At 44.4% G+C, this 13,943-nt stretch carries 16 protein-coding genes; 7 read left to right on the forward strand and 9 right to left on the reverse strand.

All coding sequences use genetic code 11. From position 1 onward, the window contains the following. Nucleotides 1-385: 385 nt before the first annotated feature. The 6 genes from accC to cutA all read right to left on the reverse strand — a co-directional run bounded on the left by accC (nt 386) and on the right by cutA (nt 6,138). Nucleotides 386-1,729 (reverse strand): acetyl-CoA carboxylase biotin carboxylase subunit, encoded by a 1,344-nt coding sequence (gene accC, locus BIZ39_RS17710; protein WP_039228980.1) that lies wholly within the window; start codon nt 1,727-1,729, stop codon nt 386-388. A gap of 14 nt (nt 1,730-1,743) precedes the next feature. Then, a complete protein-coding gene (gene accB / locus BIZ39_RS17715; RefSeq protein ID WP_187447609.1) occupies nt 1,744-2,199 on the reverse strand; it encodes an acetyl-CoA carboxylase biotin carboxyl carrier protein in 456 nt (151 codons plus the stop codon). Nucleotides 2,200-2,213: 14 nt separating this feature from the next. Beyond that, nucleotides 2,214-2,654, reverse strand: coding sequence for a type II 3-dehydroquinate dehydratase (aroQ, locus tag BIZ39_RS17720; RefSeq protein WP_061096173.1), 441 nt, complete (start codon nt 2,652-2,654; stop codon nt 2,214-2,216). 303 nt (nt 2,655-2,957) lie between these two features. Next, nucleotides 2,958-3,767, reverse strand: a complete 810-nt coding sequence (locus BIZ39_RS17725) for a M23 family metallopeptidase (RefSeq protein WP_187447610.1) — start codon at nt 3,765-3,767, stop codon at nt 2,958-2,960. 106 nt (nt 3,768-3,873) lie between these two features. Then, entirely contained in the window at nt 3,874-5,760 is a 1,887-nt protein-coding gene (locus tag BIZ39_RS17730; protein ID WP_187447611.1) for a protein-disulfide reductase DsbD, read from the reverse strand. A 63-nt stretch (nt 5,761-5,823) separates the two neighbouring features. Continuing rightward, nucleotides 5,824-6,138 (reverse strand): divalent-cation tolerance protein CutA, encoded by a 315-nt coding sequence (gene cutA, locus BIZ39_RS17735; protein ID WP_039228986.1) that lies wholly within the window; start codon nt 6,136-6,138, stop codon nt 5,824-5,826. A 214-nt stretch (nt 6,139-6,352) separates the two neighbouring features. On the opposite strand from cutA, the gene BIZ39_RS17740 reads away from it, so the two are divergent. The 4 genes from BIZ39_RS17740 to BIZ39_RS17755 all read left to right on the forward strand — a co-directional run bounded on the left by BIZ39_RS17740 (nt 6,353) and on the right by BIZ39_RS17755 (nt 10,031). Then, nucleotides 6,353-6,877, forward strand: a complete 525-nt coding sequence (locus BIZ39_RS17740; protein ID WP_187447612.1) for an FxsA family protein — start codon at nt 6,353-6,355, stop codon at nt 6,875-6,877. A gap of 277 nt (nt 6,878-7,154) precedes the next feature. Further along, nucleotides 7,155-7,445 carry a co-chaperone GroES gene (locus tag BIZ39_RS17745; RefSeq protein ID WP_012520088.1) on the forward strand — a complete coding sequence of 97 codons (291 nt, stop codon included), beginning with the start codon at nt 7,155-7,157 and terminating at the stop codon, nt 7,443-7,445. Between the two features lie 40 nt (nt 7,446-7,485). Next, nucleotides 7,486-9,123: a chaperonin GroEL gene (gene groL, locus BIZ39_RS17750; protein WP_014951270.1), complete on the forward strand. Its 1,638-nt coding sequence runs from the start codon at nt 7,486-7,488 to the stop codon at nt 9,121-9,123. Between the two features lie 167 nt (nt 9,124-9,290). Then, nucleotides 9,291-10,031, forward strand: coding sequence for a GIY-YIG nuclease family protein (locus BIZ39_RS17755; RefSeq protein WP_262385802.1), 741 nt, complete (start codon nt 9,291-9,293; stop codon nt 10,029-10,031). Between the two features lie 123 nt (nt 10,032-10,154). On the opposite strand, the gene BIZ39_RS17760 is transcribed toward BIZ39_RS17755, so the two are convergent. Next, nucleotides 10,155-10,496 carry a hypothetical protein gene (locus tag BIZ39_RS17760; protein ID WP_187447614.1) on the reverse strand — a complete coding sequence of 114 codons (342 nt, stop codon included), beginning with the start codon at nt 10,494-10,496 and terminating at the stop codon, nt 10,155-10,157. A 57-nt stretch (nt 10,497-10,553) separates the two neighbouring features. Continuing rightward, nucleotides 10,554-10,982 carry a ribonuclease H gene (locus BIZ39_RS17765; protein WP_316248265.1) on the reverse strand — a complete coding sequence of 143 codons (429 nt, stop codon included), beginning with the start codon at nt 10,980-10,982 and terminating at the stop codon, nt 10,554-10,556. 169 nt (nt 10,983-11,151) lie between these two features. On the opposite strand from BIZ39_RS17765, the gene BIZ39_RS17770 reads away from it, so the two are divergent. The 3 genes from BIZ39_RS17770 to BIZ39_RS17780 are packed head-to-tail and all read left to right on the forward strand — an operon-like array spanning nt 11,152 to nt 13,378. After that, nucleotides 11,152-11,943 (forward strand): TIGR04255 family protein, encoded by a 792-nt coding sequence (locus BIZ39_RS17770; protein WP_187447616.1) that lies wholly within the window; start codon nt 11,152-11,154, stop codon nt 11,941-11,943. Further along, nucleotides 11,934-12,533, forward strand: coding sequence for a hypothetical protein (locus BIZ39_RS17775; protein ID WP_187447617.1), 600 nt, complete (start codon nt 11,934-11,936; stop codon nt 12,531-12,533). Before BIZ39_RS17770 ends, BIZ39_RS17775 begins: the two co-directional genes overlap by 10 nt. Further along, nucleotides 12,533-13,378, forward strand: a complete 846-nt coding sequence (locus BIZ39_RS17780) for a hypothetical protein (RefSeq protein ID WP_187447618.1) — start codon at nt 12,533-12,535, stop codon at nt 13,376-13,378. The genes BIZ39_RS17775 and BIZ39_RS17780 overlap by 1 nt, the downstream gene beginning before the upstream one ends. Here the strand turns inward: BIZ39_RS17780 and BIZ39_RS17785 are convergent. Continuing rightward, complete coding sequence (locus tag BIZ39_RS17785; protein ID WP_187447619.1) at nt 13,375-13,815, reverse strand: hypothetical protein; 441 nt, start codon at nt 13,813-13,815, stop codon at nt 13,375-13,377. The genes BIZ39_RS17780 and BIZ39_RS17785 overlap by 4 nt on opposite strands. Between the last annotated feature and the right edge of the window lie 128 nt (nt 13,816-13,943).

Genomic DNA, 13,943 nt, shown 5'->3' on the forward strand with positions numbered 1-13,943 from the left:
AAACGACCTGACAGGTATTACCCCAGAGTAGTGAGGAAAAGACCGACTAAATACCCCACAAAGAAAAATGCCAGTCAGCTTAACTGACTGGCATTAGGCAGGGATGCCGGCAATAAGTGGAGTGGGACTCCAATGAGGGTAAAACACACAAAAGCATTAAAACTCAGGGAGATGTCTTAAAACTTGTATGCAGTATAGAACCAAGTTTTAAATAGGAAAATCGTTAAAAATTGATTGTAGTAATCGGAAAATTAGAATGTGCTGAATAGCGAATAGCGAATAGCGAATAGCGAATAGCGAATAGCGAATAGCGAATAGCGAATAGCGAATAGCGAATAAAGAAAATTGGGCTACACAAAAAACAGCGTGTAGCCCAAAGGGGGGATTAGGCTAAACCTAGCTTCTTCTCTAGGTAGTGGATGTTGGTTCCACCCGCGAAGAAGTTTTCATCGGCCATAATGGCACGCTGAAGAGGGATGTTCGTTTTAATTCCTTCAACCACAATCTCTTCAAGGGCATGGCGCATACGAGCAATCGCTTCGTCGCGGCTTTCACCATAAGTGATAAGCTTACCAATCATTGAGTCGTAGTAAGGAGGCACGTGGTAGCCCGCGTAAATATGCGACTCCCAACGAATACCTAAACCACCTGGCGCATGGAACATATCAATAGGACCAGGGCTAGGAATAAAGGTTTGTGGATCTTCTGCGTTAATTCGACATTCAATAGCGTGGCCACGAATTTGAATTTGCGACTGATCAATTGACAGTGGCTGACCGGCTGCAATGCGAAGCTGCTCTTTAATAAGGTCAACGCCTGTGATCATTTCAGATACAGGGTGCTCTACCTGAATACGGGTATTCATTTCAATGAAATAGAATTCACCGTTTTCATATAGGAACTCGAAAGTACCTGCTCCGCGGTAGCCAATTTCAATACAGGCTTTGCGGCAGCGATCGCCAATCTTGGTGCGCATTTGCTCAGAAATACCCGGTGCAGGCGCTTCTTCAACCACTTTTTGGTGGCGACGTTGCATTGAACAGTCACGCTCACCTAAGTGAATGGCGTTACCTTGGCCATCGGCTAATACCTGAATTTCAACGTGACGTGGGTTCTCAAGGAATTTTTCCATGTAAACCGTTGAGTTACCAAATGCAGCGCCAGCTTCTGCTTGCGTTGTTTCAATGGCTTTAATCAACTCAGCTTCGCTGCGCACCACGCGCATACCACGACCACCGCCGCCGCCCGCAGCTTTAACGATGATTGGGTAACCAATGCGCTTAGCAATGGCTTTGTTGCGCTCTACGTCGTCAGTTAGCGGGCCGTCGGAACCGGGTACACACGGTACGCCTGCTTTTTTCATGGCGTTGATAGCAGAAACTTTGTCACCCATAAGGTTGATAGTTTCAGCTTTAGGGCCAATGAAAATAAAGCCGCTTTTTTCTACCGCTTCAGCAAAGTCTGCGTTTTCCGCTAGGAAACCGTAACCTGGGTGAATTGCAATAGAGTTAGTGACTTCTGCAGCAGCAATAATGCGAGGAATGTTCAGGTAGCTTTCGGTTGCCGATGCTTTACCAATACAAATCGATTCGTCAGCCAGCAACACGTGCTTCAAGTTTTTATCCGCAGTAGAGTGCACTGCTACGGTTTTGATGCCTAGTTCTTTACAGGCTCTCAAAATACGCAGGGCAATCTCACCACGGTTAGCAATAAGTACTTTATCTAGCATAGTTAAGCACTCGCTTATTCAATGATGAACATTGGCTGGTCGAACTCTACAGGATCTTGGTTTTCAACCAAGATTGCCTTAACCACGCCTGCTTTATCTGCTTCAATTTGGTTCATCATCTTCATCGCTTCAACGATACAAAGCGTGTCGCCAACTTTTACTTGCTGACCAACTTCTGCAAACGGTTTTGCCGTTGGTGAAGATGCACGGTAGAACGTACCTACCATTGGAGACTTAACAACGTGACCCTCTGGCTGTGCTGGCTCAGCTGGCGCTTCAGACGCAGTGGTAGCTGCCGCTGCTGGAGCTGGTGCCATTTGCGGTGCTGCAAAGCTGTAGTTCATTGGCGCTTGAACACCCGTTGGACCACGGTGGATGCGTACAGACTCTTCGCCTTCAGTGATCTCTAGCTCGGCAATGCCAGATTCTTCCACTAGTTCGATGAGTTTTTTAATCTTTCTAATATCCATGTTCTGTCTCTGCTTTATTTTTGCGATTTCGGTAAATTGATTGCTGCAGTAAGCGCGAGCGAGTAGCCCATGGCACCAAGACCAACAATGACGCCAGCTGCAACATCAGAAAAATAGGAATGGTGACGAAACGGTTCACGGGCATGAACGTTCGACAAATGCACCTCAATAAACGGGATATTGACACTTAATAATGCATCGCGAAGAGCGACGCTGGTGTGCGTGAAGGCAGCAGGATTAATAATAATGGCATCAACAGTACCCATAGCAGCGTGCACGCGATCGATCAGTTCAAACTCCGCGTTTGACTGAAAATGCGTTAAGGTCACGTTGCTTGACGCAGCCTGCGCCTGCAAATCATCTACGATGTCTTGCAAGGTTTGTGTGCCGTATTTGTCGGGTTCTCTTTGGCCTAACATATTCAGGTTAGGGCCGTTCAATAACAAAATATTCATCTAGTTTGCTGCTATCTTCGGGAAAAAGTCACGGTTATTGTCATTTCAACAAACTTTTGTGACAGTTGCACGAAAAAAAGCCAATTAATTTGCTCGTTTATTGTGTTAAATGCTGATTATAGTGATAGATAAAGATTTCGCAGCAAAATACTGGTCTAATCAGGTGTTTTCGGCGCAAAGTTTATTGGGAAGTTTGCTTGTTGGCTGCCTGTGAAACCGCAGCATGCTGCACTCTCAGAAGGCGTTAGTGGGGGATGAGATGGCAGTTTTAACGAAAAGTATCAGTATGTATTGCTATAAATGCTAAGGCGAGGCCTTGGTTAGGGCGCTGTCGAGGGAAAACGGCACACTCACGTACTTACCATGGAATTTGGCTACATAAATGCCAAAGTGAAGGTGGGGTAAGGAAGAAAACCCCGTATTGCCGGTATAACCGATAAGCTGCCCGCGCTTTACAGTTTGCCCTCTTGTTACTACAACACCTTTATATTTCAGGTGGTAGTATTCGCCGGTGGTTCCGTCGCTATGAAGAATAACAACGTAGTTAGCGTATTTTGCAAACTTCGGCGTTGGCCCGCCTTTCGTGCCGTCATCTTTCGTGTCGATCACTACGCCTTCCCGGGCGGCTAAAATAGGTGTACCTACAGGCGCGGCAAAATCGAGAGCATACCTTGACGCCCCAGAATGACTAAAATTGCCGTTAAAGCCTTGAACAATACGGTATTTGCTAGCTGGTTGTAGCGGTGGCAGGTACGTATAGGCGTTGTCGTGTATCGCGTCTACGCGCCCCACCGTCCATTTAACGCGCATAGATGCCCAGAATGCGTCGGCATTTTTTACTACGCCAAGGGGCACTTGGTCATTGGTATCTAAAAATGCGTTAACGTGGGCTTTCGATTTAAGCTCCCCATTGCCTGTGGGAATGTCTTGCATAACATTGGAATACAGAGTTAGCGCTACGGGCAATTCTACTTTTCTCTGTACTGAGACTAAATAAAGAGAAGAAGACGAAGGCGTAAGCTCAAAACAAAAGCGTTTGTTATCAAAGCACCCCGTGGTTTTCGCCGTTATTGATAGGGAAAAAGTGAGCGAAATAAAAAAGAAGGCCAGCATTGAAGCCACCCTTCTTTTCTGAAACCCGTTTCTACCCAAGATAAAGAGAGCGGCGCTTCGCACCGCTCGCCATATGAGAAGAGGAAAGGCCTTGAATCGAAGCACCTTAGTCCAAGCGACCACTTTGACCGTCATTAGTGTCAGATCCATTGTTAAGCCACTCGTTTACGTGACCGGCAAAGGCGTCTGCTTTCATAAACCCGGTGACACGAGCTTTGGTTAGCTCGTCGCCGTTTTCGTCAAAGAACAAAATGGTAGGCAGGCCTAGCACAGTAAAGGTGTCAAAAATCTCCTGACGTTCTGGTGTGTTATCGGTAAGGTCCATCTGCATCCATACCGTATTGCTAAGCGCAGATACCACTTGCTCGTCAGGGAACGTGTACTTCTCGAACTCCTTACAGGCTACGCACCAGTCGGCGTACAAATCGACCATCACGGTTTTACCTTGTGCGTTAGCCGCCGCTATTTTATTACGTAAGTCTGCCAAGTCTCGCGCAACAACAAAGTCTGGGTGCCCTGCGTGAACACCATCAGAGTGCTCGCCCCAAAGCCCTGTGTTTAGCCCTGCTTGATAAGTAAGGCCAGCACTTCCCATAATGCCTATTGCCACCACAACAGCACGTACAAGCTTCATCAGTGAGTTTTTACTGGCGCGATTGAGTACCCAGTAGTAACCGAATAAACCGAAGCCAAGCAATCCCCATAGGAAGCCAGTGGCTGGGCTATTATATAAACGCTCAATAAACACAATGGCCACGGCAAGCATCATAAAGCCGAAAGTCACCTTAACCACATTCATCCAGTTACCTGCTTTAGGTAGGAGTTTTCCACCTGTCATGCCGAACAGAATAAGTGGAACGCCCATACCAATGCTTAATAAGTAAAGCGAAACAAAACCTAGCGTCATATCGCCAGTTTGGGCGATGAATAACAATATGCCAGTTAGCGGGGCAGTAGTGCAGGGCGAAGCGATAAGGCCAGACAATACGCCCATAATAAACACCCCTGCGAAACTGCCGGGCGTTTGATTGTTACTCATGTGAGTGAGCTTTTCTTGATACTTTGCCGGTAGCTGAATTTCAAAGCCACCAAACAGGGCAACGGCAAGCGCCACAAATAGCACAATGAATAGGCCCAGCACCACAGGGTGTTGCAGCGCAGCCTGAAACTGCGCCCCTGCCACAGCGACAACCAACCCAAGCAACGAGTATGTAATCGCCATACCTTGAACATAAACAAAGGTCAGCCAGAATGAATGCGATGCGGTTTTAGGTTTGCCCTGACCAATCACAATGCCCGACACAATGGGGTACATAGGAAATACGCAAGGCGTAAAAGCTAAGCCGACACCTAGCGCAAAAAACAGAGCTAAAGTGAGAGTAAGGTTATCTTTATCGATTAGCCTTTGCGCTAAATCGAACTGCTCGCTTTGAGAAGAGGCCGCTGCGTCATTTGAATTTGAGGTCGTATCTGTATCAGCAACTGCACTGCTTCCCACTTCATTTAAATACACGACTTTCACTGTGGGCGGGTAGCAAAGCCCTGCGTCAGCGCAGCCTTGATAGCGAATTTTAACTACGCCGTCACTGAGTGCTGACTCAATGGGTAAGGTAATAGATACGCCGTTATAAAACACTTCAGACTCGCCAAAAAACTCATCCTGAATCATTACCCCATTTGGGTACTCAGGCTCGCCAATTTCGGCTTGTTTCGCCACAAACTTAAACTGCTTTAGATACAGATAATAGCCTTCCGCAATATCGAAACTTACCGTAAGCGCGTCGCCTTTTTGGTTAAAATCGAACGCAAACGCTTGGTCTACATCTAAAAATTGGGGTTCATCCACGAACGGATCGTCAAAGGCATTGGGCACCTGAGCCGAGGCGAACGTGCTTAATAACGTCATTAAACAAAATGCTGAAAGTACATAAGCGCTAAAGCGACGAAACAGTGAAGCTGATGCAGTGCCTGATGGAAAAGGAGGTAAAGTCATAAAGTTACAGTTCATTTTTATCTATTTTGCGTTGTCGTTATTTTTATTAGAATTACGTTTTAACTAGCGCTGTAGCGTGGTTTGTAACCACTGACCGTAAGCGCTGCTAGCCTCAGCATTAAGTTCTAACCATTCAGGGACATCATACGGATGTAGTTCGCTTACTCTATCGAAGGCCTGTAAAACGTGTTGTGTGTTCGTTTTAATAAGCAGTTGGCATTCTACGTCGGTTTCCACCTTCCCCTGCCACTCATAAACGGACTCTATACCCTTGATTATGTTGACGCAGGCGGCAAGCTTTTCTTCAACGAGCGTGCTGGCAATTAACTGCGCTGTCTTTTCATCGGGCGTGGTGCACAATACAAGCTTAATTGTCATGAACTTTTCCTACTTTATTTCGCGCCTGTTACTTTGCTAATGGGTCGATATGTAATTGACCTGAAAAGTCGCACTATTCTTTCATAGCTACAGTATATCACGGTCGTTATCGGTCGCTTTAAGTGGCTATTTAAGCGAAAGGGTGGGCACCTTTTCTTGTTATTACGTACAAAGACCCTATAACAGGTTATGAATACATGAAAGAGGAAGCATTTTGCGGGTTTTATTTATACTGTTTGCCCTATTACCTATTTTAGAGATTGCGTTGCTGATAAATGTGGGCAGCGTGATCGGTGGTTGGAATACCGTTGGCTTGGTACTTCTTTCTGCCTTTATTGGTGCTTATTTTGTTAAGCGCGAAGGCGTAAGTACGCTGCAAACGGCACAAGAAAAAATGCAGCGAAATGAAGTGCCGGGTAAAGAGTTGGTTGAAGGCCTAATGCTAGTAGTTGCGGGCATCTTACTAGTGACGCCAGGCTTTATTACCGATATCTTCGGTTTCCTTTTAGCAATGCCGGGCTCACGTCACTTCTTTGCCGCCCAGGTAAGTAAGCACATGAAAATGCGCGTTGTTGCTCCGGGTATGGGGCCGGGAGCTTCAGGTTTCGGACAAGGTCAGTCACCGTTTGGACAAAGTCCTTTCGATGAGCGTTCTCGCTCACACAATAACGATGGTGATGTGTTTGAAGGTGAGTACACCGATCACACCACTAACGACCCAGATAAGCGCTTAAAATAGCGAGCCCCAACGCCCTCTCCGTCAGGTTATGAGCGCCGTTTACCGCGATAAACGGCGTTTACTTGCCTAGTAAAAAGAAGTATTTAGCGAAAAAACCAAATTTTTTACATTTTTTTGCTCAAAAACCCTTGAAGTTATCTGGGTACTACCCCATCTATCCGTGCAGAAACGATTTTAACTGCTCAGCAATGAGCAACCTTAAACACACGGCATTTAGATTGTCTGAATGTCGACAATTACATTCATTTGAATAGTGGAATTTTCAGGAGACTTGAAAATGGCAATTCGTCCTTTACACGACCGCGTAATCCTTAAGCGCGCAGAGCAAGAAAGCAAATCTGCAGGCGGTATCGTTCTGACTGGTTCTGCAGCAGAAAAATCTACACGCGGCGAAGTAATCGCAGTAGGTAACGGTCGCATTCTTGAGAACGGCGAAGTTAAAGCGCTAGACGTTAAAGTAGGCGACACCGTTATTTTCAACGACGGTTACGGCGTTAAAACAGAAAAGCTGGATGGTGAAGAAGTACTAATCCTAAGCGAAAGCGACATTCTAGCGATTGTTGAGTAATTACAACTAACGTTAAAACGAATTTTAGAGGAATTTAATCATGGCAGCTAAAGAAGTACGTTTTGGTGATGACGCTCGCAGCAAAATGCTAAAAGGCGTAAACACACTAGCTAACGCAGTTAAAGTAACACTAGGTCCAAAAGGCCGTAACGTTGTTCTAGACAAGTCTTTCGGTGCACCTACTATCACTAAAGATGGTGTGTCTGTAGCGAAAGAAATCGAGCTTGAAGACAAGTTCGAGAACATGGGCGCTCAGATGGTAAAAGAAGTAGCGTCTAAAGCGAACGACGAAGCGGGTGACGGTACAACTACTGCTACTGTACTTGCGCAAGCAATCGTTACTGAAGGTCTTAAGAGCGTTGCAGCGGGTATGAACCCAATGGATCTTAAGCGCGGTATCGACAAAGCAGTTGCGGCAGCAGTTGAAGAGCTTAAAGCTCTGTCTACTGACTGTGCAGACAGCAAGTCTATCGCTCAAGTAGGTACTATCTCTGCAAACTCTGATTCAGAAGTTGGCGACATCATTGCTCAAGCGATGGAAAAAGTAGGTAAAGAAGGTGTTATCACTGTAGAAGAAGGTCAGGCACTTCAAAACGAACTAGACGTTGTTGAAGGTATGCAGTTCGACCGCGGTTACCTATCTCCATACTTCATCAACAACCAAGAAAACGGTACTGTTGAACTAGACAACCCGTTCATCCTATTGGTTGACAAGAAGATTTCTAACATCCGCGAACTGCTTCCTACCCTTGAAGGCGTAGCGAAAGCTGGTAAGCCGCTAATGATCATCGCTGAAGATGTTGAAGGCGAAGCGCTTGCTACACTAGTTGTTAACAACATGCGCGGTATTGTTAAAGTTGCAGCGGTTAAAGCACCAGGTTTTGGTGACCGTCGTAAAGCAATGCTTCAAGACATCGCTATCCTAACTGGCGGTACAGTAATCTCTGAAGAGATTGGTCTAGACCTTGAAAAAGTTCAGCTTGAAGACCTAGGTACTGCTAAGCGCGTAGTTATCAACAAAGACAACACAACTGTTGTTGACGGTAACGGCGACCAAGAAGCGATTGAAGGCCGTTGTGCTCAAATCAAAGGCCAAATTGAAGACTCTACGTCAGACTATGATAAAGAGAAGCTTCAAGAGCGTCTAGCTAAGCTTTCAGGCGGTGTTGCAGTAATTAAAGTTGGTGCAGCAACTGAAGTTGAAATGAAAGAGAAGAAAGACCGCGTAGAAGATGCACTACATGCAACTCGCGCAGCGGTTGAAGAAGGTGTAGTACCTGGTGGTGGTGTAGCACTAGTTCGCGCAGCAGCTAAACTTGCTGACCTTACTGGCGACAACGACGACCAAACCGTAGGTATTAAGCTTGCACTACGTGCAATGGAAGCGCCTCTACGTCAAATCTCTATCAACTCAGGTGCAGAAGCATCAGTAGTAGTTAACGAAGTGAAGAACGGCGAAGGTAACTACGGTTACAACGCAGGTAACGACACTTACGGCGACATGCTAGAGATGGGTATCCTTGACCCAACTAAAGTAACGCGCTCTGCACTACAGTTCGCATCTTCAATTGCTTCACTAATGATCACAACTGAAGCAATGGTAGCTGAACTACCTAAAGAAGACGCACCAGCAATGCCTGATATGGGCGGCATGGGCGGAATGGGCGGCATGATGTAATCAAAGTCGCTCTCGTCTAGTTTTTGTAAATCAATGGCTTACATGTGGTGTATACATAAAAGTAGACACAAATGTAGACAGTGATGTAGGACAGAAAAGAAGCCAAAAGAAAGGCGTTGGGTTAACACTCAGCGCCTTTTTCGTTTCAACTAGAGTAGTTTTTTACCATGAGAGGATTTATTTACATCATGAGCAATGCATCACTCGATGAAGCGTTGCTTAAAATTGGAATGACTGCCCGTGACCCTAAGACGTTCAGAGCCAAAGAACTTCAGACTACAGGCGTTCCGAGTGATTTTGTCGTTGAATACATGGCGTTTGTAAATGATTACAAGGAAGCTGAAAAAGCTATTCACGGAAAGCTGAGTCAGTTCAGGTATGCATCAAACCGTGAGTTTTTTAAATTACCCTTGATGCAAGCGATAGCTGAAATAAGACTCACATTGTCGGAGCAAATACAGTTTGAAGAGTTGAGCACTCATGCTCAGGCTCAATTTTCCGGAAAGCAGGAAGTTATTCTAGAGACTATTGATAAAAGTACTAAGAAGGTCATTAGGTTTAAAGATGGTAGGTTGCACGGTGTCTATCGTGAGTTCTTCCAGAATGGTGAACTCAAGGAAAAAACTATGTACTTCGAAGGGCAAAAATTAGGGCTGAGTACCAAGTTCAAACCTGATGGTTCTGTAAAGTCAAAAGGCTACTACTACAAGGACAAGAGGTATGGTCAATGGCTGGTAGCCTTTAAAGGTTTTATTGAGACCCGTTTTTATGAGGGTGACACTGCCGTCAAAACTTGGTCTTACACAGACAAGGCTGGAAACCAAGTATCTCGTGACTTTCAAGAACCAAGCGAGGATTACGAAAGGATGGTAGACCTAGCTAAAGGTTCTTCACTTCGAAAAAGATAGTTTTGGAACTGCTACATGCATCCATTAGATCTCCTGAGAGGCGATATCAGATCGAGTTTTCTCTGGTAATAGGAGTGCCTTGATTAAGGTGAGAAGTCTTCTCAGGAGATCGTACAGATCGTTTTAGGAACAGATTGAGGCTAGTTCAGAGGCTTTCTCAGTCTCACCACGAGTCAACGCTGCGAATGTTTCGATTACAGCCATAAAGAACTCAATATCGATCCAGCCCGCGTACATCAATAAGACCCTCTTGGTAGCCCAAATGCCTGCGTCATATTCAGACAGGTCATAGGCGTGTCCTAATTCGACTGGTCTGTAATCCGCTTCCTCTAACCATTCAGTCGGATGCTGAGAGGCTTTCAGGTCAAAATCTCTCCATACTTCATTCAGACAGAAGTAACCGTCTTCAGTGGAGTAGAAAGTCTTTTCAGTGCCGTTGATTTTCAGTGTGATTTCTTTATTCATATTCAATATCCTCCAATAAGTGTTTATGCGTAAGTCAGGGAGTGGTTAAGGGAAGTGTTAAGCCGCAGCTTTAGTCGCTAAGTTATCTGCAAGTTCATTGCCGTAGACACCGCTATGGCCTCGAACCCACTTAACGACAACCGTAGGCTTCTCTTGCTTCAGCTTGTCGATACGTTGCCATAGGTCTTGATTGGCTACAGGCTTCTTACTGGCATTCTTCCAGCCTTTCAGCTTCCACCCTTTGAGCCACTCGTTGTAACCCTTTGCAATCATGTCGTTGTCTGTGTGGATAATGTCGTCAGGCTCTGCCAGTTCAAGAGCCTTGATGACTGCTAGCATTTCACAGCGAACATTTGTGGTTGTCTCTCTGCCTTCTTCATGCTTACCCCTTATAAGCTCAATAAGAAAGCCATTATGGAAACCGTGAACATGCTCTATTCCTTCATATTCTAAGGGCTTCGAAACTGTGAATTGGTATATGCGAATAGCTGAAAGATTGCTTTAGCACTCTCTTCAGCTATATCGAGACGAGGGCATGGAGGACATCGAAAACTATAGACTGTCTTCTGTTGTGTAATTTTTTGTGTAATTTTTGGTTTAATTTTGTAGAATAGCTACCATTATAGATACATAAACCAACCCAGAGTGACGAGATATGCAAACTTTCAGAAAATTGGAAACTAGCCCATTAGTATCAGTGCTAATGGAAGTCCGTTTTTCTACCGTGCTATCACTCGCTAACTATATCGCTTCTATTCAGGATAAAGTAAGAGCTGATTATCCTATATTTAAGAAAGAAGCCGAGCAGCTAGTTGAAATTGACAATAATGGCTTGAAGGTGGAGAAAACGGATAAATATATTTTCTCCTCAAAAGATAAAGCCAGTGCATTTCACATAACCCCAAATAGACTTATTTTCATAACTAAAAAATATGGAGAGTTTGATTCATTTAAGGACAGATGCATTCGTCTGCTTGAAGATGTCGCTGGAGTTATGAAAATAGGGTTGTACGAGCGTTTGGGACTCCGCTATTCAAATTGTATTAGAGTTAGCGGTGACAACGAGAATGAGTTGAAAAAATTATTTAGCAGTGACGACGTATTTTTTAATCCGGCATTAGATGATTTAGGTTTGAAAGCCCATAGGAAGTCTGATTCATTGATAAAAACAAATGAAGGCTTCTTAGTCATCAGGACTCATTTATCTATGACGAACGCTACTGTGTTTGATGATTTATCTTCTCAGAATCACATTGAATTGAAGAGAGATGAGAGTGCATCTTTGCGTATGCTTTTAGATCTGGATCATTTTTGGGAGGATGACGAAGAACAGCAGGATTTTGACGTGGATGAAATTATATCTAGGCTAGGTCGACTACATGACTCAAGTAGATCCGCCTTCTGGAAACTTACGTCTGAGTACGCGAGGGATAATGTATGGCGTTAGCAACTTGTATAGCTTTTGGTTACGCGCTTGAAGCAGGTGAAGTGCGACCTAGTGCGGGAGTAATTGAGCCTAAAGTTATTGCTTTAGAAAGTAATGACAAATATCGCGGATACAGTTCTGGAGCCGATATAGCTTGGGAGTTTGAAAAAAGCGATCTTAGCGGTGGCATAATAGTTCGAAAAAGTGGGACATCAGATGTTTCGCCAATCATCTCTAAGGTAAAAGATGATGACTCAAATACAAGTAAATGTTTGAAGTCAATTAAATCAGCTTTTTCTTTAAGCAATGAAGAGCTGTCTGCGGTCCTCCGCTCGAGTAGAAAAACTCTTCATAATTGGATGAACGAAGGCGCTTTTCCAAATAAATCAAAAGCGAGAAGAATAGTTGATATTAACGAGATAGCTCAAGCATGGAGAATCAATGGATACGATAAGTATCCTGAGATGCTCCATGAGAGGAATCAAGAGAATGTTAGTATTTTGGACATGCTAGCAATGGAAGAGCTGGATAAGGAAGATATACTGTTTAGAGCGTCAGGTTTATACTTTCAGCAATATCCCGCTGAAACACTCGAGGATCCGTTTGCATAATGTTTCAAGAGGGGCTTGGTAAGGTTCTTGAGGAGTCTGGGTGGTTGCAAGGAGCAATCATTAGACATTCAGATGCAAAAGAAATTCTGCAGAGTTCTATATGTATAGATGTTGACCTAGAGTCGATAGCCAGTCGAAAGTTTGTTTTACTTGTCGCAACTCAATCTTGTAATTTGGTAAATGATGTTGTTCAGACTGTTCAACTATGTATAGCTGAGCTCATTGAATCACCAAACCCTGCATTCGAATATAACAAAAACCCTAGAAAATTAGATACCTTTTACACCATTCTGGGTGAAGATGAAGATTCTGAAGACATATCGAAGCAATACATTAGGATTGATATTCTAGAAAAAGTGTTCGCTCCAAAGGCGATACTGACTTCAATAGATTTTGAGAGAAGTAGTAAGTTTTCAGAGCTTGAAAAGCGAAGCTTTGTTGATTGGTTGGGAGCCCATTATACAAAGCCTGCACTCCCGACAGATTTCAATGATGCTTTATCTGCGATTCCGTCTAAAAAACGTAGAAAAGTAGAAAAGGATCTCAGTAAAGACTTCTTGGGCTTCTATGTGAAAATATTTCCCAATAGAGAATTGCAAGAAGGTGAGCAGTACGAAATCCAACTGCTTGGGTTGATGATGGACGAGTCTGATGAAACCAGTGCAAAGCAAGCAATGTTAAAATACAAGGGGCTAATTGAAAACTCTGGAATAAAAGTGGCTGCCACGGCTGTTAGAAGGAAAAGCCAAGTTAGTATTGCTATGTTCGATGACTTCTCGAGAATATATTTGGACGAACTCTCATATCGAGAAGGTGATAACTACCCTCCCGACCTTAAGTTTTAAAACCATTCCCACTCAATTTGAGCTGCAATAGTATCCACAGTCTGCTTCAATCGTTTAACATCATGGCGGGCATAGTGACCAAAGCTCATTGTCGCTCCTGTTTTGTGTCCCGCGACATAAGCAACATCAAACTCACTGAGTCCTTCAGCGCGTTGACCAGCTGTTATGAAGTGGTTACGTAGTGAATGGAAAGACCGTGTAGAGTCATCAGTAATCTGACTGACTTTAAAGCGAGAGAAGGTACGTCCTGCTGCTTTGTGGTCAATTTTTAATGGTAACGGTAGGTCAGCTACTTGCTCAGCTAAAGGGATGTACCGTGCTGCGCTGTCAGTCTTACCTTTCTGTACCACAAGGCATTTAATCCCTTCTACCACCTCAACGTCAGCATTGCATAACTCGCTGATACGCGCCCCAGTATACAAACCAAGTTTGACCAAAGGTTTCACTTCTTCAGGGCAATCAGATAATTGCGTATTTCGGTGAATCCGATCGGTCGTTTCGGTTTTATCCGATCACTTTTTCATCTTCTTTTTCGTCCCTGCCAGTTTTACCTTAAGTGATCGGA

The organism is Alteromonas sp. BZK5, assembly GCF_014349115.1.
GTDB classification, from domain to species: domain Bacteria; phylum Pseudomonadota; class Gammaproteobacteria; order Enterobacterales; family Alteromonadaceae; genus Alteromonas; species Alteromonas macleodii.

What these genes read in the sequence shown, in the direction of transcription:
- BIZ39_RS17725 (WP_187447610.1), bottom strand. Translation starts at nt 3,767, where the DNA reads ATGCTGGCCTTCTTTTTTATTTCGCTCACTTTTTCCCTATCAATAACG.
- BIZ39_RS17755 (WP_262385802.1), top strand. Translation starts at nt 9,291, where the DNA reads ATGAGAGGATTTATTTACATCATGAGCAATGCATCACTCGATGAAGCG.
- accC (WP_039228980.1), bottom strand. Translation starts at nt 1,729, where the DNA reads ATGCTAGATAAAGTACTTATTGCTAACCGTGGTGAGATTGCCCTGCGT.
- accB (WP_187447609.1), bottom strand. Translation starts at nt 2,199, where the DNA reads ATGGATATTAGAAAGATTAAAAAACTCATCGAACTAGTGGAAGAATCT.
- groL (WP_014951270.1), top strand. Translation starts at nt 7,486, where the DNA reads ATGGCAGCTAAAGAAGTACGTTTTGGTGATGACGCTCGCAGCAAAATG.
- BIZ39_RS17775 (WP_187447617.1), top strand. Translation starts at nt 11,934, where the DNA reads ATGGCGTTAGCAACTTGTATAGCTTTTGGTTACGCGCTTGAAGCAGGT.
- aroQ (WP_061096173.1), bottom strand. Translation starts at nt 2,654, where the DNA reads ATGAATATTTTGTTATTGAACGGCCCTAACCTGAATATGTTAGGCCAA.
- BIZ39_RS17780 (WP_187447618.1), top strand. Translation starts at nt 12,533, where the DNA reads ATGTTTCAAGAGGGGCTTGGTAAGGTTCTTGAGGAGTCTGGGTGGTTG.
- BIZ39_RS17730 (WP_187447611.1), bottom strand. Translation starts at nt 5,760, where the DNA reads ATGACTTTACCTCCTTTTCCATCAGGCACTGCATCAGCTTCACTGTTT.
- BIZ39_RS17745 (WP_012520088.1), top strand. Translation starts at nt 7,155, where the DNA reads ATGGCAATTCGTCCTTTACACGACCGCGTAATCCTTAAGCGCGCAGAG.
- BIZ39_RS17770 (WP_187447616.1), top strand. Translation starts at nt 11,152, where the DNA reads ATGCAAACTTTCAGAAAATTGGAAACTAGCCCATTAGTATCAGTGCTA.
- cutA (WP_039228986.1), bottom strand. Translation starts at nt 6,138, where the DNA reads ATGACAATTAAGCTTGTATTGTGCACCACGCCCGATGAAAAGACAGCG.
- BIZ39_RS17760 (WP_187447614.1), bottom strand. Translation starts at nt 10,496, where the DNA reads ATGAATAAAGAAATCACACTGAAAATCAACGGCACTGAAAAGACTTTC.